The organism is Tenacibaculum sp. TB-53, from assembly GCF_059716285.2.
Genome location: NZ_CM202790.1, coordinates 560,991 through 584,200 on the forward strand (window position 1 = coordinate 560,991; position 23,210 = coordinate 584,200).

Genomic DNA, 23,210 nt, shown 5'->3' on the forward strand with positions numbered 1-23,210 from the left:
TTCAGTATTTTGAAAACAAAGATTTTATTTTTAGCATTATTGCTAGGTAGTTACTATGTATTTTCACAACAATTTAAAGGAAAGGTATTAAATACCAACAAAAAGCCTTTAGAGAATGTATATGTATATAATACTATTAGTAACAGCCATACACACACAAAAGTTAATGGAGAATTTATCTTAGATAATTCAAAAGTAGGAGATATTATTGAATTTGGAATTCTAGGATACAAAAAAATCAACTTAGAATTAGGTAGTGACGATCTAAGCTCTCCAAAAACAATTATTTTAGAAATGAAAAGTTTTTTGTTAGATGAGATGGTATTATCTAACAAGAGAGATCCATTACAAACAATTGTAAGAGTTGATTTAGATAAAAAACCAGTAAGTTCATCTCAACAAATATTACAACGAGTACCAGGACTTTTCATAGGTCAACATGCTGGTGGAGGAAAAGCGGAACAAATATTTTTAAGAGGTTTTGATATTGATCACGGTACAGATATAGCGTTGTCGGTAGACGGAACACCAGTAAATATGGTTTCTCATGCACACGGACAAGGGTATAGTGATTTACACTTTATAATTCCTGAAACCATCGAAAAAATTAATTTCGGAAAAGGACCTTATTACGCTAGTAAGGGAGACTTTAATACAGCCGGATATGTAGATTTTAAAACAAAAACATATTTACAAAACAGTCAAGTTGAAGTAGGCATAGGTCAGTTCAATACTTTTAGAACTTTAGGAATGTTTAATTTGTTAGATAAAAACAATACAGACAATGCCTATGTAGCTATTGAGTATTTAGAAACAGATGGCTTTGTAGAATCTCCTCAAAATTTTAGTCGAATTAATATTTTCACGAAGTATAGAACCTTTTTAAAAGATAATAGTAGTTTATCATTATCAGCTTCACATTTTACCAGTAAATGGGATGCTTCTGGGCAAATACCACAAAGAGAAGTTGATAATGGAAATATTACTCGTTATGGTTCAATTGATGATACTGAAGGAGGAACAACATCAAGAACAAACATAAACTTAGAGCACTCAAAAGTTTTAAAGAACGATGTTAGCGTAACTTCAAATGTTTTTTATTCAAATTATAATTTTAATTTATTTTCAAACTTTACCTTCTTTTTAGATGATCCTGTGAACGGAGATCAAATAAAGCAAACTGAAAACAGAGATGTTTTCGGGTTCAATACACAGTTTAAAAAGAAAACTCATATATCAAATACACCAGTAGAGTTAACTTTTGGAACAGGTTTACGTGCTGATATTGTAGATAACTTAGAGTTATCGCATACACTTCAAAGAAAAGAAATTTTAGATCGAATTCAATTAGGAAAGGTAAATCAAACTAACTATTATGCTTTTGTAAATAGTGAGTTTGAGTTTGGAAAATTTATGGTGGCACCAGCTTTACGTTTAGATTATTTAAAATTTAACTACAATGATTATTTACTAGATGAATACAAAACGTTTTCTGAATCACAAGTAGTAGTTAATCCTAAGATAAATGTTACTTATACTCCAAATGAAAAAATTCAATGGTTTTTAAAATCAGGAATAGGCTTTCACTCAAACGATACTAGAGTAGTAGCTACACAACCTAATAGGAAAACATTACCTAGAGCTTATGGTGTTGATTTAGGAACTGTTTGGAAACCAACCTCAAAAATAGCTATAAATACAGCATTATGGTACTTACTTTCAGAAGATGAGTTAGTATATGTTGGAGATGCTGGTATTGTAGAGCCTTCAGGAGAAGCACAGCGTTATGGTATTGATTTAGGTCTTAGATATCAGCTAACAGATTGGTTATATCTTGATAGTGATGCTACTTTTACAAAAGCAGAAAGTGTTGACGATTCGTCAGGAGAAAACAATATTCCTTTAGCTCCTAAAGTGACTGTAACAGGGGGATTATCAGTAAATAATTATAAGAACTTTTCAGGAGGAGTTCATTACAGATATATAGGTGATAGACCTGCAAATGAAGATAATTCAATAGTAGCAGAAGGTTATTTTGTTACCGATGCGAATATTAGCTATAAAATAAATAATATAACACTAGGTGTAGCGTTAGAAAATATTTTTGATGTAGCTTGGAATGAAACACAGTTTGCTACAGAATCAAGGTTGCAAAATGAACCAAATTCTGTAGAAGAAATTCATTTTACACCAGGAACTCCGTTTTCTGCAAAAGCCACCATACGATATTCTTTTTAAAGATAATGATAGTCCGGGGGGGCTTGATAAGTTGTCATTTTTTAGAAGGATTAATGGCAACAAAAATATAGCCGCTTTAAGCGGCTATATTAATTTATAAAATAGATTATTATACTGCACCTAGAGTATATAATTGTTCTAAAGTAGGAGTTTCGCTACCACCTGCTGGCTCAAGAGTAATACCAAAAGCTTGTGAATCATTAGGATTGTTAATAGTAAATATTTTACTATCACTAGCAGTAAAGTTATCTATAGTACCTAAACTAGTTGGAGATAACGGATCAAGTTTTAAAGACCATACTTGGTATACTTTTCCTTCTGGTGGATCAGGTAAACCTTGAACATCTAAGAAAATATTTTTAGAGTTTTTATTCCAATATACCTTTGCATAGGCTTCAGGATATACTTTTTGTCCTTGTAAAGGAACTGTAACTATATCTTTACTTCTTATTACTGCTAAAAGTTTTTTGTTTTCAGCTAAATTAGCATTAGTTTCATCTAACTGAATTTCATATTGTTCTTTAGCTTCATTAATAGTGTCTATTTGCCCTTGTAAATTAGCACTCTTATTTAACGATAAAATTAAAGTACTACCAACTACTAAAGCAGCAGCCCACCCTGTATAAGTTACCCAATTATTTTTTGATGTTCGTAAAGGAATTGTTTTAGCTGAATCTTCTTTTTCTTGTAACATTTTTATTAAAACGTCTTTAAAAGAATTTTTAGCATCTTTAGGAGCAACATGAGAAGTAAGAATAGAAATTGATTTTTCAATTTCTTTTACTTCTTCTAAAATCTCAGGATGTTCCATCATCAAACTATATACTTGCTCATTTTCTTTATCAGAAAGAGCACCAGCTATATATAGTTCTAATATTCCAGATTCTATGTGTTTGTTTGTAGCCATTATTTAAGCATAAGTCTTAATTCGTTAATACAATTTCGGCTTCTAGTTTTTACAGTACCAAGAGGTATTTTTAAACTTTCAGAAACTTCCTTTTGTGTAAAGCCTTTAAAATAAAGAAGCTCTATAACTTTGATACAAGTGTCTTTTAACTTGTTTACAAAGTTTTTTATACCAATTGCATCAGTTTTAGAGTCCAAGCTATCGTGGTTCTCTAATATATCTACGAAAATTTCGGCATCAAGGTTTTTAGAGCTGTTTTTAAAGTTTTTAGACCTTGTTTTATCAATAGCTGCATTTCTGGCGATATTGATAATCCATGTAAAAAAACGTCCTTTTTTCTCAGAATAAGAGTTTGCATTATTCCAAGCTTTTATAAAAACATCTTGTGTTATTTCTTCAGCTATTGCTTGATCTCTAACAATATTAAAAACTACACCAGTAACGCTTTGTTTGTACATTTCGTAAAGGCATTCAAAAGCTTTTACATCTTTGTTTTTAAAATTTTTAATGAGGGGTTCTACTTGCATATAGTTAATTGATTGGAGTACAAAATACTAAAAATCATTTAGATTTAATATTAGCTTCACACAAACGAATAATTTCATCAATTCGTTTTACTCTAGTAGCTTCTCTTTTAGCTTGATGTATCCAGTACAAGTAGTTCTTACGGTAAGAGGGAGCAAAATTTTGAAAGTTGTTAAGAGCAGTGGGGTTTTTCTCAAATTCAATCTGTAGGTCTTTTGGAATTATTAAATTGTCTACAGTATCTAAAGCATTCCATGAACCATTTTTTTTAGCAATTTCAACAGACGCAATTCCAGCAGGGTGGATTAAGTTGGAAGTAGTTAGTTCCTTAATATATTTCTTGTTTAAAGCACTCCAAACACTTTTAGGTTTTCTAGGACAGAAGTATTGTCGCCTTTTACCATCACCTAAACTTTTTACAGTACTATCTATCCAACCAAAGCATAAAGCTACTTTTACAGCTTCTTCCCAACGCATACTAGGTATGTCTACGTTAACTTTGTATAAAATTAGATGAACTCCATCACTTTCGTTATGGTTTTCTAATAACCACTTACGCCATTCTGTGTCTGTTTTAAAATATAGGTGAGGTTTGTCGTCCATTTGTTAACGTATAATTTTAGAAGGGAATGAAACGATACTTTCGTGTCCGTTTTTTCCTACAGCACTTACACCAAAGAAGTAGTTGTCAAGAACAATTCCTTCTAAAGTAAACTTAGTAGTTTTTTCTACATATTTGAAGTTATCCCAAGTTGGGGAAGTAGTATCTCTCCAATAAATTTTGTACCCTTTAGCACCATCAACTTTATCCCATTGTAATTTTGCAGACGCTTCAACAATACCACCAATTCCTACATTTTTAGGAGAAGGTGGAGCAGAAGCGATGTTTGCTAAATTAATAGCATTTACAGCAGTTAATTTTTTAGCATATTCAAAATTTACAAATTCTAAGCGGTCTCCATATTCAATACCATTTTCAGTTCTAATATCTTGGTGTTGTTGCGTGTAGTTTTCATGTGCTTCCATAATTCGAATGCCAGCAAAACCTGTATCGTTAAAAGGTCTGTGATGTCCGCCACGACCAAACCTATCTAAGCGATAAATCATTTTCGGATTCATTTCTGGCATATACGTTTTAGTTGTTGTATAAATATAACGTGCTAATTGACGTGAAATTCCGTCCACTTCACCACCATAAAAGCGACGTGCTTTTCGTTGACGTTCAGTTTCGGTAGGAGGTACGGGTTCAGAAAAGATTCTAAATGTACGGTTGTCTATAATTCCATCAACACCTTTTATGTTTCCAATCATATCATTATTCATAACTCCCACAATATTCCAATTTTTTTCCTTGGCATAAGCAGCCAATCCTTTTCCACCAAATAAGCCTTGTTCTTCACCAGACAATCCTACATAAATAATACTATTTTCAAATGTATAGTTACTTAATACACGTGCTGCTTCAATAGTTCCTGCCATTCCAGAGGCATTGTCATTAGCCCCAGGAGCATCATCAATAAAGTTATTAGGATCGGAAATTCTTGAATCTATATCACCACTCATTACAATATAATTATTTGGGTGTTTAGTTCCTTTTTGAATGGCAACTACATTAACAACCCAAACATCTTTGGTGATTCTGCTATTAGTTCCTTTTTTTACAAAGTCTTTTTGGTAAAATACTTTTAAACAGTTGTTGCAATTAGAAGAAATTTTGTCGAATTCAGACTTAATCCATCGACGGGCTGCACCAATTCCACGTGTATTTGAAATAGTATCGCTTAATGTATGACGGGTACCGAAATTTGTTAGTGTAGTAATATCTGATTTAATTCTATCTGCTGAAATAGCATTAATAATATCGTATATTTTAGTATCGGTTTGTGCTGATATTGTTGTAGAAGTTAGTAAGAATAGTACTATGAATTTTTTCATAATTAAGGAATTTAGCTTACTAAATTACAAAACAAAAAAGAGAATAAATTGTATTTATTCTCTTTTTACTTATTGTGGAAGTGTACTTTGTGAAAAAGTTAGACTTATAAATTTATTTTACAAACCTAACCACAGTAATTTTACCATTAACTATCTCATAGATGGCAACAGCATGAAAGGTAGCTCCGTTTGCTGTAACTTCTTCCTCATCTATCACTACATTTCCTTTAACTATTCTACTAATAATTTTACAGTGTAAATCTTTTGTTGTTTCAAACTTAGGGGCATATCGTTTGCGCATTTCTTCAATACCTTCATATTCTAATTTATTTGGGTAGCTATATACTTTTACACCTTTAGCGTAAGGTTTTAAAAATGCATCTATATCCCTTTTATTATAAGCTTCTAATTGTTCTTGTGCCAAAGCTCTGGGAGATACTTCTGCTACGATTGCTAGTTTTGTTCCTTCTGGGTTTGCCATAATTCTTGAAATATTATTGATGTTCTCATTTTCAAACTGATGAAAAACTGTTATTTCTTTGTCTGTTTTAGGGTTGTATTGAAAAATCATATTCTGATAAGCAATTAACAGTGTACCATTAGGAAGCCAACAAACATCTTGACTTTTACCTGTTGAAACGATTTTTTTAGTTTCTTTAGAAAAAGGGTTTAATGACCAAACTTCCCATTTTTTACCGTTTTGTTTCATAAAACTAACTAAGTTAGAGTTTGGAATTTTATGAAATGAACGTCCTGTTTGTTTAGCTATTGAAATGTTAGTGTTCTTTTTTAAGTCACTCATATAAAGTTGAAGAGTATCATTTACAATTACGGAAGAAATTACAAGGTTTTTAGTATACCACATAGGGTATGCTACTACTAAGTCTTTAATTACTTCTTTACTTTTGCCCGTTTTAAAGCTATACTGATAAAAACGTTGTAAACCATTATTATCTAAACGTACTGCCGATACATCTTTTGACTTGGGAATTCGTTGAGGTGAATATTCACCTCCATTTGGTGTGTTATTAATAAACCTCTTAGTTTCACTATCTATAGAATATTTTACAATATCGGTTTGTCCATTTCTATTGGAAGCAAATAGGATCGTGTTTTCATCATAAAAATAAGGTTGACTATCATATCCATCATTGTTAGAAATATTTTTTCCATTGGTCACCTTCCATTGTCCATCTTCAGAATTGATGTCAAATAAATGAATTTCGGTATTTGTTTGAGCGAAAGTAAATGAGGTAACAAATAGGGAGTATAATAGCTTTTTCATCTGTTTGTTTTTATTGTTTTTTATTGGTCAGATGTAATTCGCTAACAGAGATTTTGATAGATTTCATATTCTTTATGGCTCATTTCATAATAAATAAATTGAGGTCTAAAATACTAAAAAAGTCCGCTCTAAATAATAAGAACGGACTTTTTATGAAGATTTAGAAAGTTATTTTAGAGAAGCTATCCACTTGTCAATTTTGTTTTCTAAAAGTGCTAACGGAATACATCCAGTTTCTAAAACTTGATTGTGGAATTCTTTAATATCGAATTTGTCCCCCAATTCTTTTTTAGCCTTAGCGCGTAATTCACGGATTTTTAATTGTCCGATCTTATATGACAATGCTTGTCCAGGATTCGCCATATAACGCTCAATTTCAGAAATGATACTAGCTTCTCCTTCCGCTTCGTTATCTAATGAATATTGAATTGCTTTTTCACGACTCCAACCTTTAGCATGTATTCCTGTATCTACTACTAAGCGAATCGCTCGATGCATTTCCATACCTAACATTCCAAAGTATTGATAAGGATCTGTATATAAACCTAATTCTTTTCCTAAGTTTTCAGTATATAAAGCCCAACCTTCACCATAAGCGCTGTACCATAACGTTTTTCTAAAATCTGGTAAGTCTTCATTTTCTTGCGTTAATGAAATTTGATAATGGTGACCCGGAATAGCCTCGTGTAAAAATAAAGCTTCATCAGAAAATACATTGTATTTAGTAGCATTAGGAATTGGTGTATAGAAAACTCCAGGACGAGTTCCGTCTAACGAACCAGGGTTGTATTCAGCACTAGCAGAAGCTTCTCTGAATTTTTCAGTTTGCTTTACCACAAATGGAGTTTTTGGCTTATTACCAAATAATTTTTCTAATTGTGGCTTCATTTTTTCGTGAATCGCATTAAAGTTATCAATAATTTGTTGCGGTTCAGTATATGGCATTAACTCTTTGTTGTTACGAACAAAATCAAAGAATTCTTTTAAGTTTCCTTCAAATCCAACTTGCTCTTTTACTTTCTCCATTTCTGATAAAATTCGAGCAACTTCTTTTAGCCCTAATTCATGAATTTCATCAGCAGTCATGTTGGTAGTCGTATAATTTTTGATAGCATGTTGGTAGTATGCTGTTCCGTTAGGAATATCAGAAATACCGCTACTTTCTCTACCAGCCGCTAAATAGTCAGTCTTTAAAAACTCATACATAGCTTTGAATGACGGAATTAATTTATCATTCAATATATTGGTATACGCTTCTGTTAATCTAGTTTTATCACCCTCAGAAAAATCTGCAGGTAAAGTGTTTATTGGAGAATAGAATAAATGCTCGGAAAAATCGATAATTCCTTCAGAAGACTTCTTTACAACAGTTAAGCTTTCGAATTGAGGAATTACTTTTTTGATTAATGATTTAGGTAAAACATATCCTTCTTTGATACCTTGTTGCATACGTTCTTTAGCCGATTGTAACCACGTGTTGTATTTGTCTAATCTGCTTAACCAATTGTCGTAATCTTCAACTTTTTTAAAAGGTTGTGCGCTACTACCACTTGCCAATTGCCCCATGGTAAGGTTAATTGTCCACATTTGGTTAATAGGCATTAATAAGTCGTTTTTATAGCTAGCTTGTGCCAATGCCATATCACAATCCCAATCCAATACAGCTTTACTCATTTGTTGACTATCGGTTAAGTCGGTATCTTTAAAATTGTTGAGTTTTGTTTTGTAATTTTTGTAAAACTCCTTGCTTTTTGTTTGATATTCGTCTGACAATGTGTTCGGAAATAGATCGTTAAAACGATTATCACCCGCAAAAGTTGCATTTACAGGGTTTAATTGTAGTTTCCCTTCGTTATAGTCTTTTAGTAACTGATCAAACTCCATGTTTTCTGGAGTAGGAGTGTTAACCGCTTCTTTTTTTTCTTGTTTACAAGAAGCAAAAAGTGTGGTGGCAGCTACAATGGTTAAGAGGATTTTCTTCATGGTTATGTTTTTGATTATGAACAAATATATCAAAAAGGAGGTTTAAAGATGTAAAAAAAGAGAAAGGAGGTTAAGTTTTAGAATGTTAAGTTAAATACGAAAAAATGGAGTATTTATTTTAAATAGATGGTATTTTAATAGTAGACTATAAGCTTATAAAACATAGTTGTTTACAGTATTTTTCTAGTAAATATGATAGAAAAAGAAAACCTTATTACATAATTTGTAATAAGGTTTAGTGTTTTTTAATCCTAAGTAAATACATTTAGGATTGGTAATGACAAAAGAGTTTCTAGTGTCTTCTTTCTTTAATTCTTGCTTTCTTACCAGTAAGACCTCTAAAGTAGTAAATACGAGCTCTACGTACTTTACCTCTTTTGTTTACTTCAATCTTTTGGATTGATGGTAAGTTAATAGGGAAGATACGCTCAACACCTACAGTACCAGACATTTTTCTAATAGTAAATGTTTCAGAAGCTCCACTTCCTCTTTTTTGGATAACAACTCCTCTAAAAAACTGAGTACGAGTTTTGTTTCCTTCTTTAATTTCGTAGTATACTGTAATAGTATCTCCAGCTGCGAATTCTGGTAATTCGTTTTTTGTTACAAATTCGTCTTGAACAAATTTTACTAAATCCATTTTCTTGTTATTTATGGTTGTATAAAAGCAACATTCACGATTTTCGTCAGAGGTTGATTTTGTGGCTGCAAATTTAGAATTTTTCTTTTGATAAAAAAAATAAATAAATCATTGATTATTAGTTAATCTAATAAATCTGGACGTATTTCTTTTGTTCTTTTATAAGCTTGTTCTGAGCGCCACTCTTCAATTTTAGGAAAATTACCTGATAGTAACACCTCAGGAACTTTCATTCCTTCATATTCTGAAGGTCTTGTATATACAGGAGGTGATAGTAAGTTATCTTGAAAACTATCGGTTAAAGCAGAAGTTTCATCACCCAAAACCCCAGGAATTAAACGAATGACAGCATCGCATAAAACAGCTGCAGCCAATTCTCCTCCAGTTAACACATAGTCACCAATAGAAATTTCTTTGGTTACATATTTATCACGTACACGTTGATCTACGCCCTTGTAATGTCCCGTTAAAATAATTATATTTTCTTTTAAAGAAAGGGTATTTGCTGTAGCTTGATTTAGAGTTTTAGCGTCTGGAGTCATATATATGATTTCATCGTACGTTCTTTCAGATTGTAGCTTTTCAATACATTTAGCTATGGGTTCAATCATTAAAACCATTCCAGCACCCCCGCCAAATTGATAGTCATCTATCTGACGATAGTTACCAAAACCATATTCTCGTAAATTATGAAAATGGACTTCAGCGAGTCCTTTATCAATAGCCCTTTTCATCATTGAGTTTTCAAACGGGCTTTTTATTAAGTCGGGTTCTACCGTAATAATGTCTATTCGCATGTAGCAAAGATATATGTTTTAAAGGAGATTTTTTATGGGAATATTTTTTTGAATTTCTTTGGAAGCTCTTTTGTAATGTTGATTGTTTCTTTAGTAAAAGGGTGTGTGAATTCGAGTGTTGAAGCATGAAGAAAAAGCCCCTTTCCTTTTAATATTTTATTTTCTATAAAGTATTCTTTATCACCTAAAATCGGATTGCCAATAGCGAAAAGATGCTTGCGTAGTTGATGCTTTCTTCCTGTTTTAGGGTGTAATTTAACCAAGTTCAAGAAATCAAATCTAGGTGACTCAGCAGTTTCAATAACTTCAAACGAAGTAGAAGCTTTTTTATCATCAATAGGAAAGTTAATTTCACCTTTCCTCTCTATTTTACCAATGCAGATTGCGTGATATGTTTTCTGAATCTCCTTTTTTTCGAATAGTTGGTTCAAAACAATAATACTTTCAGTTGTTTTTCCAATGAGTAACAATCCACTTGTAGGATAATCTAATCGGTGAACAGGTCGAGGGCGAGTAGTATCAAAGAGAGTACTTTTTTGTAAGTTTTGTGTAAGAGCGTTATCAATTGTGGCAAAAGAATTTCCACTAACTAAAACTCCTGAGGGTTTATAAACAATAGCTAAATAATTATCTTCAAAGAGGACTTCTAAGGGAAAATTAAAATGTTTTTTTTGTAAGTTTTCTTTAGGAAGAAGTAATTCAATAGTTTCTCCTCCTTTAATATATAAGGCTGTTGAGGCAGTTTTACCGTTAACTTTTACTAATCCTTTTTTAATAGCTTTTTTTATACCAGATTTTGTAGGAATCGTTTTAAAAACTCCAACAGCGTATTCTTGTAATCGAGTAGGAGTTATTATTTTTTTTACGTTATGATTTTCAGAAACATTCAAGAGTTAATACTTATTTTGTATGCCATTATATAAAGTAAAAGTTTTTATTTAAGTACTCAAACAATTTAACATATATCGTCTTGAAAAAAATAGTTATACATTTAAAATAAAGTATAATTAAAGTTTTTCATCAGGCTTTGAAAATATTATTACTAATAGTAGAAGTTACCTTAACTAATCAATTAATATAATATTCAGATAGGTGTAATGTTACAGTAAAATTATAAGAAACTATTAAAATACAATAACACAAAAAGAAAACTTCATTACAAACCATGAGTTTGTAATGAAGTTTAGCGTTGTTTAAGACTAATTATATAGCTCTTAACGACTATTTAATTAGTTCGTATGAACGTTTGATAAAATTTGTTAACTCTTCACCATGTAATAGGTTTTGAGATAATTTAGCTAAATCAAATGCTTGTGTAACTAATTGTTTTTGCTTGTCTTCATCAGCATTTAATATTTCTGATACTAACTCGTGATTCGTATTTACCACTAAATTGTACATTTCTGGCATGTTACCCATTCCCATCATTCCACCACCAGTAGCACTCATTTCTTTCATACGACGCATGAATTCAGGTACGGTAATTATAAAAGGAGAAGCACTAGAATCCATAGCTTCTAATTGTATTGTGTAACTTGTATTATTTACAGCTCCTTCAATAACAGGCTTTAATTGCTCTTTTTCTTCGTCAGAAAGTTTAGAAATTACAGTGTCATCTTTTTTAATTAAGTTGTCAATATGGTCAGCATCTACACGTTTGAATTGTACTTTAGCATCGCCAGACTCCATTTCTAATTTTTGCATTAAATGCGAAACGATAGGAGAGTCTAACAACAATACTTCATAGCCTTTGGCTTTTGCATCTTCAATATAACTGTGTTGCGCATCTTTATTGGCGGCATATAAAACGATGTGATTTCCATCTTTGTCAGTTTGAGCATCTTTAGTTTTTTCAACTAACTCATCAAACGTAAAGAATTTATCATCAACAGTAGGGTATAAGGCAAACTTCTTTGCTTTGCTAAAGAATTTCTCTTCCGATAACATTCCGTACTCAATAATAACCTTGATGTCGTTCCATTTTTGTTCAAAATCTTCACGGTTATTTTTGAATAAAGAAGAAAGTTTATCTGCTACTTTTTTAGTGATGTATCCAGAAATCTTTTTAACAGCTCCGTCTGCTTGTAAGTATGAACGAGAAACGTTTAATGGGATGTCTGGAGAATCAATTACTCCTTTTAACATTTGTAAGAAATCAGGAACGATTCCTTCTACGTTATCTGTTACAAAAACTTGGTTTTGGTATAATTGAATTTTATCCTTTTGCATATCCAAGTTCTGCGTTAACTTAGGGAAATATAAGATTCCTGTTAAGTTAAATGGATAATCTACATTTAAGTGAATATGGAATAAAGACTCCTCAAATTGCATTGGATACAACTCACGGTAGAAGTTTTTATAATCTTCATCTTCTAAATCTGCTGGTTTTTTAGTCCATGCAGGTTCAGTATTATTGATGATATCATCAACTTCAATTTGTTTGTGAGGCTCAGTTACTTCTTTACCGTCTTTGTCTTTAGTGGTTTTTGGAGTAAAATCTGGATCATTTATTTTCTTAGTTCCAAATTTAATTGGCACTTGGTTAAAGCGGTTGTATTTAGTTAATAACCCACGAATTTTACCTTCTTCTAAAAACTCTGTAGAATCCTCAGCAATATGTAATACGATTTCTGTACCTCTGTCAGACTTATCGTGTTCCACTAAAGTATATTCAGGTGAACCATCACATGTCCAGTGAGCAGCTGGCTCGTCTTTGAATGATTTTGTGAAAATTTCTACTTTATCAGCTACCATAAAAGCAGAATAGAAACCTAATCCGAAGTGACCAATAACACCTGTTTCGTTTTTATCGTCTTTGTATTTTTCTAAGAACTCTTCTGCACCAGAAAAAGCGATTTGGTTGATGTATTTTTCAACCTCATCCATTGTCATACCAATTCCTTGGTCTTTAATGGTTAGGGTTTTCGCATCTTTATCGATACTTATTTCAATTTTAGCATCGCCTAATTCTGTCTTAGCTTCACCAATTGAAATAAGATGTTTTAATTTAGTTGTAGCATCAGTTCCGTTAGAAATTAATTCACGTAAAAAGATTTCGTGGTCAGAATACAAGAATTTTTTAATCAGTGGAAATATATTTTCAACCGATACATTAATGTTTCCTTTACTCATAAGTATATATTTTAATTGATATTATTTTCTGCAGAATCAATAGTCAAAAAAAATACCAAATAAGAATTAGTGACAAGATGGCACTTTTTGTACGAATTATATAAAATTCATACTTTTACAGGCTTTTAATTTGTTAACTACAGAATAATCAACATAAAAAATATGTATAACTCAAAAATTACAGGATTAGGTTATTATGTTCCTGAGAACGTAGTGACTAACGATGACTTGACTCAGTTTATGGAGACGAGTGATGAATGGATTCAGGAGAGAACTGGTATAAAAGAGCGTCGTTGGATAGACCCAAAAACTTCTGATGATTCTACATCAGTAATGGGAGCAAAAGCCGCTAAAATAGCTATTGAGCGTGCGGGATTGACTAAAGATGATATTGATTTTATCATTTTTGCTACGTTGAGTCCTGAATTATATTTTCCAGGAGGTGGAGTACAAATTCAAGATTTATTAGATATGCCTACAATTGGTGCGTTAGATGTACGTAACCAATGTTCTGGTTTTATTTATTCACTTTCTGTTGCTGATCAATTTATCAAAACAGGAATGTATAAAAATGTTTTAGTAATTGGTTCTGAAAATCATTCAGGTGGTTTAGAACGTTCTACACGTGGTCGTGGAGTTACTGTAATTTTTGGAGATGGAGCAGGAGCAGCTGTTTTATCACGTTCGGAAGAGGAAGGAAAAGGGATTTTATCTTCTCACTTACATTCTGAAGGAAAGTTTGCGAAAGAATTAATGCTAGAAGGACCTTCAACAGGACGTTGGGTTCCTGAAATCATAGAGGCCAATGACCCAGATGATACTTCGTATTATCCATATATGAACGGTCAGTTTGTATTTAAGCATGCAGTCGTTCGTTTTTCAGAAGCTATTATGGAAGGATTACAAGCAAACGGACTGCAAAAGGAAGATATTGATATGTTAATTCCTCATCAAGCGAATTTACGTATTGCACAATTTATTCAAAAGAAGTTCCAGTTATCTGATGACAAGGTGTATAATAATATTATGAAGTATGGTAATACTACTGCTGCTTCGGTTATTATAGCATTGACAGAAGCTTGGGAAAAAGGAAAAATAAATGATGGTGATTTGGTAGTGTTAGCTGCCTTTGGTAGTGGATTTACTTGGGGATCGGTAGTGATTCGTTGGTAATGTTAGACTACCTACTTATAAAATAAATAAATCCGAAGTATTAACTTCGGATTTTTTATTAAAACATACCTCCTTGTGCTTCATTATTATCTCTGTATTTTCTGCCTTTACTTTTGTTTTTTCCACTTCCAAAATTATAGGAAAATCCTAGGTAGACAGAGTTGTACTCTAGTGTATACTTTCCTTTTTGCATAAAAGGGGTGTTAGATGTATAATCAAAATTTACATTATTAAAAATGTCAGTACTTCTTAAGGTAATACTTCCTTTACCGTCAAATAGCTTTAACCTAGCTCCGGCATTAATCATAGTATATGGTTCTATAGAATACTGAATGTTTTTACTTTTACCTCTAAAAATACCTGATAGCTGGAAGCTCAGTTTTTTTGAAGCTTTAAAAGAGTTGCTTATACGTCCTTTTACTAAGGTGTTTTTTACCGTTTCAAAGTTACCATTTAAAACACCTTGAGAGTCTTGAATGTACGTTTCAAAAGAAGAATTGAGTGTCCACCATTTTTTTGGCTTAAAACTAGAAGAAAGTTCAATACCATAACTATCTGCATAATCGTAATTGGTAAACGAAGTAATGACTTTGTCTGAATTTTGTTCATCTTGCTGCAATAGTCGACCAATTTTTTCATTTGTTCTTCGATAAAATGTTCCGAATGATATATAACCTTTAGTGACTGTTTTAGTATAATTAAGCTCTAGAGAGTTTGTAAATTGCGGCTGTAAATTAAGGTTTCCTCTTGATATAGTTAGAGGAGAAAACCACTCTTGAATTGGTGTTATCTGATATGCAGAAGGTCTGTCAATTCTCCTACTATAGGCAAGTTGTAACTTATCTTTTTCAGTAAAGCTGTATAGAATTGATAATGAAGGATACCAACTAAAAATATTATTTTTTAAAGTGGTGTTTCCTTGTTCTGTATTCGAAAAAAGAGCATCTAGGTAAAATTGTTCTAATCTTAAACCTGTCTGAATTGAAATTTTTTTGAACTCCTTGTTGAAATTTATATATCCTGAATAAATATCTCTATCATAATTTAACGTTGTATTTCCTATAGGTTCAAGAGAAGTAGAATCATTTATGTTTTCTCTATCGGTAAGTATTAGATTGTAAAAATCTTGCTTTCTAAATTCAAATCCTAATTCTAGTTTTCCTGACTTTATAGGTTTTATATAATCAATGTTCAACAACCAAAGTTTACGAGTGTCTTTAATGTCATTTGTATAATTATATTCTTTTGAACTGGGATTTATAAACTCTTCGTTAGTTGTTTTTTCAGGATTTTTGGTTAGAGAGTGATTAAGTTCAATCTCTAAATTCTGTCCTTTATCATCAAAATTGTAAACATAATCAGCATTATAGGTTTCATTTTTTTGATTGTAATTAGAAAAACTTCTATTGTCAAAAGTCAAAGAATTGTTTTCGGTTACTAGTGCATTCGTTATTAAACTATTGTTATCGAAATTTTGATAAGTGTATATAGATAAAATACTTTTAGCTGTAAGATCTATATCTATTCCAAATTTGATGTTATGATTTTCAGAATTATTTAAAAAGTAAAGGTTTTGAGACAGATTACTGTCTACTCTTGTTAAGTTATTAAAAGTTTCATAATCGCCCCAACTAGTATTATAGTTTAGATAAAAATTAGTAACTCCTGCCTTGTAATTGGTGTTTAAGATTATGTCGGGTTTGGTGTTTCTACTGTGCTTAATACCTGCAATAATACTACCATTAAAACCAATTTTGGTGTTCTTTTTTAGGATTAAGTTGATAATACCACTCATACCTTCAGGAGTGTATTTTGCTGAAGGATTTGTAATTATTTCAACACTTTTTACTGAGTTGGAAGGTATTTGTTTTAATAATTGAGCTGTATTTACGTTGGAAGGTTTTCCATTCACTAAAACTCTAACATTTTCATTACCTCGTAAACTTATAGTTCCAGAAAGTTGATTAATATCTACAGAAGGAATGTTTTCAAGCATTTCTAAAGAGGTAGTTCCAGCAGCTGTTAAGTCATTACCTACATTAATGACTTTTCTGTCAATTTTTTGAATAATAGTTGAAGTTTCTCCTTGTATTTTAACCTCATCTAATTGAGTAGTATTTTCTTCAAGAAAAATTGTTCCTATTTTACTATTCTTTTTTAAGTCAATTTTCTTTTCAAAAGCTCTGTAACCAATAAATTGAAAAGTTAAAAGTAAATTTTCCTTTGGAAGTTTTTCAATTTTAAAATTCCCTTTTTCATCAGAGATACTACCAGTAAGTATTTTGTTAGAAGTATTTTTACAAGAAATAGTAACGAAGGGTATTGGTTGGTTATTTTTTTTATCTAAAATAGTTCCTGTAACCTGTAGGTTTTGAGCTAGGCTCAAATAAGTACTTAGGAATAAAATTAATATTAGCAATCTTTTCATATATTGAAGGGAATGAAATTCTGCTAAAAATAAAAAAAACGAAGTATTTAACTTCGTTTTTTTTAAATAATTAAAGAAATGTAATGCTACATGAAGCCTCCGCCTCCTTGCTTTTCATTATTATCACGTTGTTTTCTGGCACGAGCTTTGTTTTTTCCTCCACCAAATCTATAGTTAAATCCAATATAAGCAGTTCTACTTTCCCATTTAAAACGTCCATTTTGAACAAAAGGCCTTTCAGAATTAAACTTAAATCTCATATCGTTAAAGATATCATTTACTCTAAGGTTAATATTTCCTTTTCCTTTAAGAATACTATAATTAGCACCAATATTTACCATTTTCATAGGGTCAACATTCCATTGAATGTCTTCTCTTGGACCTCTATACATTGCAAACAATTGTAAACGTAATTTTTTAGATACTGTAAAACTATTACTTATACGAGCATTAAAAATATCTGTTTTGACTTCAATAGTTGGTGAGTTCGGGTCGCTTAAATCAGTAGTTCCAAATTGCTTTTGAGAATAATAATCCATACTAGCATTTGCTCTCCACCATTTTGCTATCTTATAACTAGCAGAAAATTCTAAACCGTAAGCGTCTGTGTCATCAAAATTAGCAAAAGTTAATATTTGCCTAGTGTTTGTTTCATCTAAAGGATCCATGTAAGTAGCTCTATTAATTACATCAGTGATGTTTCTATAAAAACTTCCTAATGTTATTGAACCACCTTTTATTTTTCTTGTATAATTAAATTCAACTGAGTTTGTAAATTGAGGAACAAGATCAGGATTACCTACAGAAGTAATTAAAGGAGTACTCCATTCTCTAATAGGGTTTACTTGCTGTATTCCTGGTCTATCAACTCTTTTACTATAGCTTAACTGAAATTGATCTGCATCATTAGGATTGTAAGTAAAAAAAGCAGAAGGGTATACGCTGAAAATATCATCAGTAACTTTATCTTTCTTTACATCACCATTCTCATCTAGTCCTGTAAAGTTTCCTTCAATTTTATATTGCTCAAAACGGGCACCTAATTGCATAGATAATTTTCCAAACTGATGACCATAGTTTATATAAGCAGAATAAATATCTCTGTCATAAGTAAAATAAGAATCTCCTACATCTCTATATGTTTTATTTCCATTAATATCTTCTAATACAATTTGTTGGTTTGTTAGGTTTACATTGTCGGTATTATTTACTCGATACTCTAAACCTAACTCAAGTTTACCATTTTTAGAGATAGGGTTTGTATAATCTAAATTTAATAATGTACTTTTTCTATCATTATTAATATCATTGAAATAATCAGGTTGAGTACCTTCTAAGAAGTAATTATTTAAGTAGTTTGGAGCATTGTTTTTAGAATAGTTAGCTTCAAACTCTATGTTATGTCCTTCTTTTTCAAAATCATGTTTATAATTTACATTATAGGTTTGATTATGACTTTCATTGTTTTGAGTATTAGGTGAATGTTCAATTAAATTACCATTATTATCTGTAATTATAGCACGTCCTTTAGCAAAAACATTAAACCAGTTTTGAGTTGTGTAAAGCGAAAGAGTGTTTTTATCATCTAAATAAATGTCTGCTCCAATTTTAAATAAATGTGATTCATCATCATTCTGAAAAATAAAGTCTTGATAATTTTCTCCAGGTCTACTAATGTATCCAAAATTGTAATTATCACCACCTCTAAAGCCATAGTTACCAAAAAAGTTCACTTTTCCTGTTTTGTAATTCATGTTTGTAGAAGCATTGTAACGAACATAATGACCAGCTTCAACTCCAGTATTTATAGAACCATTAAAGCCCATATTGGCATTTTTATTAAGAATTATATTAATAATACCACTCATTCCTTCAGGGTTGTATTTAGCAGAAGGATTGGTAATTAACTCAACACTTTTAATAGATGATGAAGGTATTTGTTTTAATAACTCAGAAGCAGGAATGTTGGTAGGTTTACCATCAACTAATACACGTACATTTTCGTTACCACGCAAACTAATGTTACCTGATTGGCTATCAACACTTACAGATTGTACGTTATTTAATAAATCAGAAGCAGTAGCTCCTGCTGAGGTCAAATCTTTACCAACGTTAATAACTTTTCTGTCTACTTTTTGAGTTACTGAAGAAGTTTCTGCTCTAATTTCTACTTCATCTAAAGTAGTGCTATCTTCCTCTAGAGGAATAGTGCCCAAATTAACATTGCTTGATTTACGACTTACAGAAATAGGTTTAGAGAATGTTCTATACCCTATAAACTGAACTTCAACAATACTATTTCCTTCAGGTATATTTTTTATAGAGAATAAGCCATTGTCATCAGTAATTCCACCAGTAATAATTTTTTTGGCAATATCTTTGATTATAATATTTACATAGGGAAGAGGTTGCTTGGTTGCTTGATCGACTACTTTACCAGAAATTACTCCTGGTTTGGGTAGGCTACTTTTAGGCATTTGTGCATAAATACTTGTAGTAAATACAGCTAAAAGTATTAGTAATATGTTTTTCATTTTTGTTGTTTTGAATTGTTTTGATGCTTAATAGACTCTTTATTACCTAACTTTGTTACTTAACTTAAGAGAGTTTAACGTATTATTAACAGAAAATGAAAAAACGAACTTTGGTACTAGGAGCCTCTTTAAAATCCTCTAGATATTCGAATATAGCTATTAAAAGGCTAAGAGATAATGGAATAGAAACTGTAGCAATTGGTTTACAAAAAGGAATTGTTGCAGATGTAGCTATTAAAACAGAAAATATTTTTTTCGAAAATATTGATACTGTAACTTTATATTTAAATCCAAAGCGACAGGAATCTTATTATGAGTATATAATTAACTTACAACCTCGCAGAGTGATTTTTAACCCTGGAACCGAAAATATTGAGCTTATGGAGTTGTTAAAGGAAAATGGTATTGAGAGTGAAATAGCATGTACTTTGGTACTTCTATCAACAAAGCAGTATTAATTTAAAATTTCAACAGGAAAAGAATTAGTACTATATCGTTTCCCTGCTTCCGCTAATTCAGTATTCTTAAAAACTGTTTGAGCCTCAATTTTAAAATCATTAATGTTTTTATACCTGCTAGAATAATGCCCAATAATTAATTTGTTTGCATTTGCTTTACTAGCAATAGAAGCTGCTTGTTCTGCAGTAGAATGTTTAGTTTTATCACATAAATCTTCTCTGTCTTTTAAAAATGTAGCTTCGTGGTATAACAAGTCTACATCTTTAATGATAGGAACAATGTCTGGTTTATAGGCAGTATCACTACAGAAAGCAAAACTTAAAGGTTTAGGAGGATCAATTGTAAGTTCTTCATTAGGAATTACTTCTCCTGTAGAAAGAATAATATCTTTACCAGCTTTAATGTTATGAAAGTCACAAGTTTCTATTTCGTTATATTGCTGAATATTCTCAATGTGTAACTTTCTAAGTTTAGGTTTTTCAGTAAATAAAAAACCGTTAGTATACACTCTATGATTTAAAGGAATGGTTCTTACAGAAACTTTATCATCTTCAAAAATAAGTTCACTTTCTTTTGATTCTAATTCGTGAAAAGTAATAGGGTACTTAGTCCACGATTTTGAAACTTTTAACTGAAGTGTTGTCACTTCTTTTATGCCTTTTGGGCCGTAAATATGTAACTCTTTTTCTCTGTTTAGAATCCCAAAAGTAGCGATGAGTCCAACCAAACCAAAAAAATGATCACCATGCAAATGAGAAATAAAAATATGGTTTATTTTTGAAAAACCAACCTTGTATTTTCGCATTTGGCGTTGTGTACCTTCTCCACAATCAATTAAAAAATGACGATTGTTAATTTCTAAGTATTGAGCGGTAGGGTAGGCATTAGCTCTTGGAGTAGCAGAATGACAACCTAAAACAGTTAAGTGTAAACTCATTTATTTGATTACAAAGCGTTTTGAAATTATTTCTTTATTACTTTGTATTGCATAAATGTACATACCAGACTTTAAATCATTACGTTGAAAAGGGAAAGAGTTACGTCCCTTAACCACTTTAAGCTCTTTATTATAAACAGTTTTACCTAGTACATTTCTAACAGTTAAAATAACTGTTTGACTATGTTTAGCATTAAAGTAAATAGTAGTATTGTTCGTAAAAGGGTTAGGAGATGCTATTAACTTATTAATTGATTTTTCTTGTGAAAAAGCAACAGAAATAGTTAAGAAAAAAGTTATAAAAAGTATTTTTTTTATCATAAATTATCGTTTAGGGGATGGATAATTATTAAAATTAAAGGTTAAAAACCTAAATCACGCTGAATGTTTTCCATTTCTATAACATCTTCTGCTTCAATTAAAGTAGGAACAATGTTAAAAGTTTCAGGAAAATCATCAATAGTAACATCTTTAGATATAACAACAAAAGATGTGCCATTGTTTTGATGTTTTTCTGCGTATTCCAAAAATAGTAAAATATTTTTGTTAGAGGGGTTAAATTCTTCTGAAATTACAACAATTAAATTTTTATCTGTAAGGTTTACATGTTCATTTTCAAAGCTTTCAAAGAAGTCAGAAAATGTTTTTTCATCAGAAGTTACTAGGGTGTAATTAGTTTTATCAGTTATATTCATGACTATCTTTTTATTTGTTGTGCTAACAAATAAATAACTGCCATACGAACAGCAACTCCATTTTCTACTTGGTTTAGAATAATTGATTGATCACTGTCGGCAACATCACTTGTTAGTTCTACACCTCTGTTAATAGGTCCTGGGTGCATTATGACAATTTTTTTGCCAAGACTGTCTAATATTTCTTTGTTAATACCAAAAAGTTGTGTGTATTCTCTAGTTGATGGAAAGTATTTTATATCCATACGTTCGTGTTGCACACGTAATACATTAGCAACATCACACCACTCTAAAGCTTTTTTTAGATTTGTTTCCACTTCAACTCCTAAACTAGAAATGTATCTAGGAATTAACGTACTAGGTCCGCAAACTTTTACTTTAGCTCCTTGTAATTGTAGTGCAAAAATATTTGATAAAGCTACACGTGAGTGTAAAACATCACCTACAATTACAATTTTCTTTCCTTTTAAGTCGCTATTTAAAGCTTCCCGCATAGAAAAACTATCTAATAATGCTTGGGTAGGGTGTTCATGTGTGCCATCTCCAGCATTAATAATTTTAGCATTTACATGGTTTGATAAGAAAATTCCTGCTCCTACATTTGAATGTCGCATCACAACAATATCAACTTTCATCGACAAAATATTGTTAACAGTATCAATTAAAGTTTCTCCTTTTTTTACTGAAGATTGCCCTGCAGAAAAATTAATAACATCAGCAGATAAACGTTTTTCAGCTAATTCAAAAGAAAGCTTTGTACGTGTGCTATTTTCAAAAAATAAATTAGCGATGGTAATATCACGTAACGAAGGAACCTTTTTTATAGGTCGGTTAATGACTTCTTTAAAATGAGCGGCAGTTTCAAAAATAAGCTCAAGGTCATTTTTGTTAAGGTATTTAATTCCTAATAAATGTTCAACACTTAACTGCTTCATTTTAGTTTGTTTTTTTAATCATAACTAATCAAGCTTTGAGGGCTTGGGTTCAAGGTAAATTGTATCTTCTTTATGAGTTTCTTGCCAGTTCACAACTACTTTTTCTTCATTGATGGCATCTACTTGTCTTCCTCTATAATTAGGTTGAATTGGTAAATGACGGCTAAAGCGACGATCTATTAATACTAATAACTCAATATTATCAGGTCTTCCGTACGATTGTAGTGCTGTTAAAGCACTTCGAACGCTTCTTCCTGAAAATAATACGTCATCAATAATAACCACCTTTTTTCCTTCAATTAAAAAGTCAATTTGTGTAGAAGTGGCTTCTAATGGTTCTTCTCTTCTGCGAAAATCATCACGATAAAAGGTAATATCTAACAAGCCTAATTTTAGGCCTTTAATTTGATACTCTTCTCTTAATAATTTAGCCAATCGATTAGCTAAATAAGAGCCTCTAGGTTGTAATCCTATTAAAACGGTATTAGAAAAATCGTTGTGATTCTCGATTAACTGACACGCTAATCGATGCAGAATGATTTCAATTTCTTTCGAAGTAAGTAGTGTTTTTCTGCTCATTTGTTGCTACCAAATTGGTTTGATAGTT

At 31.2% G+C, this 23,210-nt stretch carries 20 protein-coding genes; 3 read left to right on the forward strand and 17 right to left on the reverse strand.

The window, feature by feature from the left end; all coding sequences use genetic code 11:
* Positions 1 to 9: 9 nt before the first annotated feature.
* On the forward strand, positions 10 to 2,238 hold the full coding sequence (locus AC3VJB_RS02650; RefSeq protein ID WP_497666713.1) for a TonB-dependent receptor: 2,229 nt from the start codon (positions 10 to 12) through the stop codon (positions 2,236 to 2,238).
* Positions 2,239 to 2,347: 109 nt separating this feature from the next.
* Here AC3VJB_RS02650 and AC3VJB_RS02655 read toward each other — a convergent pair whose 3' ends face one another.
* The 10 genes from AC3VJB_RS02655 to htpG form a co-directional block, all read right to left on the reverse strand.
* Positions 2,348 to 3,145, reverse strand: a complete 798-nt coding sequence (locus AC3VJB_RS02655; RefSeq protein WP_047789700.1) for an anti-sigma factor — start codon at positions 3,143 to 3,145, stop codon at positions 2,348 to 2,350.
* Entirely contained in the window at positions 3,145 to 3,672 is a 528-nt protein-coding gene (locus AC3VJB_RS02660; protein ID WP_497666714.1) for an RNA polymerase sigma factor, read from the reverse strand. The genes AC3VJB_RS02655 and AC3VJB_RS02660 overlap by 1 nt, the downstream gene beginning before the upstream one ends.
* Before the next feature lie 34 nt (positions 3,673 to 3,706).
* Positions 3,707 to 4,273: a YdeI/OmpD-associated family protein gene (locus tag AC3VJB_RS02665; protein WP_497666715.1), complete on the reverse strand. Its 567-nt coding sequence runs from the start codon at positions 4,271 to 4,273 to the stop codon at positions 3,707 to 3,709.
* A gap of 3 nt (positions 4,274 to 4,276) precedes the next feature.
* On the reverse strand, positions 4,277 to 5,605 hold the full coding sequence (locus AC3VJB_RS02670; RefSeq protein WP_497666716.1) for a M28 family peptidase: 1,329 nt from the start codon (positions 5,603 to 5,605) through the stop codon (positions 4,277 to 4,279).
* Positions 5,606 to 5,717: 112 nt separating this feature from the next.
* Entirely contained in the window at positions 5,718 to 6,890 is a 1,173-nt protein-coding gene (locus tag AC3VJB_RS02675) for a nuclear transport factor 2 family protein (RefSeq protein ID WP_281980239.1), read from the reverse strand.
* 168 nt (positions 6,891 to 7,058) lie between these two features.
* Entirely contained in the window at positions 7,059 to 8,873 is a 1,815-nt protein-coding gene (locus AC3VJB_RS02680) for a DUF885 domain-containing protein (protein WP_497666717.1), read from the reverse strand.
* A gap of 292 nt (positions 8,874 to 9,165) precedes the next feature.
* A complete protein-coding gene (gene rplS / locus AC3VJB_RS02685) occupies positions 9,166 to 9,513 on the reverse strand; it encodes a 50S ribosomal protein L19 (RefSeq protein ID WP_047789705.1) in 348 nt (115 codons plus the stop codon).
* Between the two features lie 122 nt (positions 9,514 to 9,635).
* Entirely contained in the window at positions 9,636 to 10,310 is a 675-nt protein-coding gene (trmD, locus tag AC3VJB_RS02690; protein ID WP_073183128.1) for a tRNA (guanosine(37)-N1)-methyltransferase TrmD, read from the reverse strand.
* Positions 10,311 to 10,342: 32 nt separating this feature from the next.
* A complete protein-coding gene (locus AC3VJB_RS02695) occupies positions 10,343 to 11,200 on the reverse strand; it encodes an RluA family pseudouridine synthase (protein ID WP_437824352.1) in 858 nt (285 codons plus the stop codon).
* 331 nt (positions 11,201 to 11,531) lie between these two features.
* The gene (gene htpG, locus AC3VJB_RS02700; RefSeq protein WP_497666718.1) at positions 11,532 to 13,442 is read right to left on the reverse strand and encodes a molecular chaperone HtpG; all 1,911 of its coding nucleotides are present in this window, start codon (positions 13,440 to 13,442) and stop codon (positions 11,532 to 11,534) included.
* A 162-nt stretch (positions 13,443 to 13,604) separates the two neighbouring features.
* Here htpG and AC3VJB_RS02705 point away from each other — a divergent pair, with 162 nt between their 5' ends.
* Positions 13,605 to 14,615 carry a 3-oxoacyl-ACP synthase III family protein gene (locus AC3VJB_RS02705; RefSeq protein ID WP_047789709.1) on the forward strand — a complete coding sequence of 337 codons (1,011 nt, stop codon included), beginning with the start codon at positions 13,605 to 13,607 and terminating at the stop codon, positions 14,613 to 14,615.
* A gap of 58 nt (positions 14,616 to 14,673) precedes the next feature.
* Here AC3VJB_RS02705 and AC3VJB_RS02710 read toward each other — a convergent pair whose 3' ends face one another.
* Positions 14,674 to 17,043, reverse strand: coding sequence for a TonB-dependent receptor (locus AC3VJB_RS02710; protein ID WP_497666719.1), 2,370 nt, complete (start codon positions 17,041 to 17,043; stop codon positions 14,674 to 14,676).
* Positions 17,044 to 17,129: 86 nt separating this feature from the next.
* Complete coding sequence (locus AC3VJB_RS02715) at positions 17,130 to 19,577, reverse strand: TonB-dependent receptor domain-containing protein (RefSeq protein ID WP_159490776.1); 2,448 nt, start codon at positions 19,575 to 19,577, stop codon at positions 17,130 to 17,132.
* Between the two features lie 95 nt (positions 19,578 to 19,672).
* On the opposite strand from AC3VJB_RS02715, the gene AC3VJB_RS02720 reads away from it, so the two are divergent.
* Positions 19,673 to 20,035: a CoA-binding protein gene (locus AC3VJB_RS02720; protein ID WP_047789712.1), complete on the forward strand. Its 363-nt coding sequence runs from the start codon at positions 19,673 to 19,675 to the stop codon at positions 20,033 to 20,035.
* Here AC3VJB_RS02720 and AC3VJB_RS02725 read toward each other — a convergent pair.
* The 5 genes from AC3VJB_RS02725 to pyrR are packed head-to-tail and all read right to left on the reverse strand — an operon-like array spanning position 20,032 to position 23,182.
* Positions 20,032 to 20,973 (reverse strand): ribonuclease Z, encoded by a 942-nt coding sequence (locus AC3VJB_RS02725; protein WP_173360078.1) that lies wholly within the window; start codon positions 20,971 to 20,973, stop codon positions 20,032 to 20,034. The genes AC3VJB_RS02720 and AC3VJB_RS02725 overlap by 4 nt on opposite strands.
* Entirely contained in the window at positions 20,974 to 21,294 is a 321-nt protein-coding gene (locus AC3VJB_RS02730; protein ID WP_073183117.1) for a T9SS type A sorting domain-containing protein, read from the reverse strand. It lies immediately after the preceding gene.
* Positions 21,295 to 21,335: 41 nt separating this feature from the next.
* The gene (locus AC3VJB_RS02735) at positions 21,336 to 21,668 is read right to left on the reverse strand and encodes a hypothetical protein (protein ID WP_047789715.1); all 333 of its coding nucleotides are present in this window, start codon (positions 21,666 to 21,668) and stop codon (positions 21,336 to 21,338) included.
* Between the two features lie 2 nt (positions 21,669 to 21,670).
* On the reverse strand, positions 21,671 to 22,603 hold the full coding sequence (locus tag AC3VJB_RS02740; protein WP_497666720.1) for an aspartate carbamoyltransferase catalytic subunit: 933 nt from the start codon (positions 22,601 to 22,603) through the stop codon (positions 21,671 to 21,673).
* 24 nt (positions 22,604 to 22,627) lie between these two features.
* Positions 22,628 to 23,182 carry a bifunctional pyr operon transcriptional regulator/uracil phosphoribosyltransferase PyrR gene (gene pyrR / locus AC3VJB_RS02745; RefSeq protein ID WP_073183111.1) on the reverse strand — a complete coding sequence of 185 codons (555 nt, stop codon included), beginning with the start codon at positions 23,180 to 23,182 and terminating at the stop codon, positions 22,628 to 22,630.
* Positions 23,183 to 23,210: the final 28 nt, after the last annotated feature.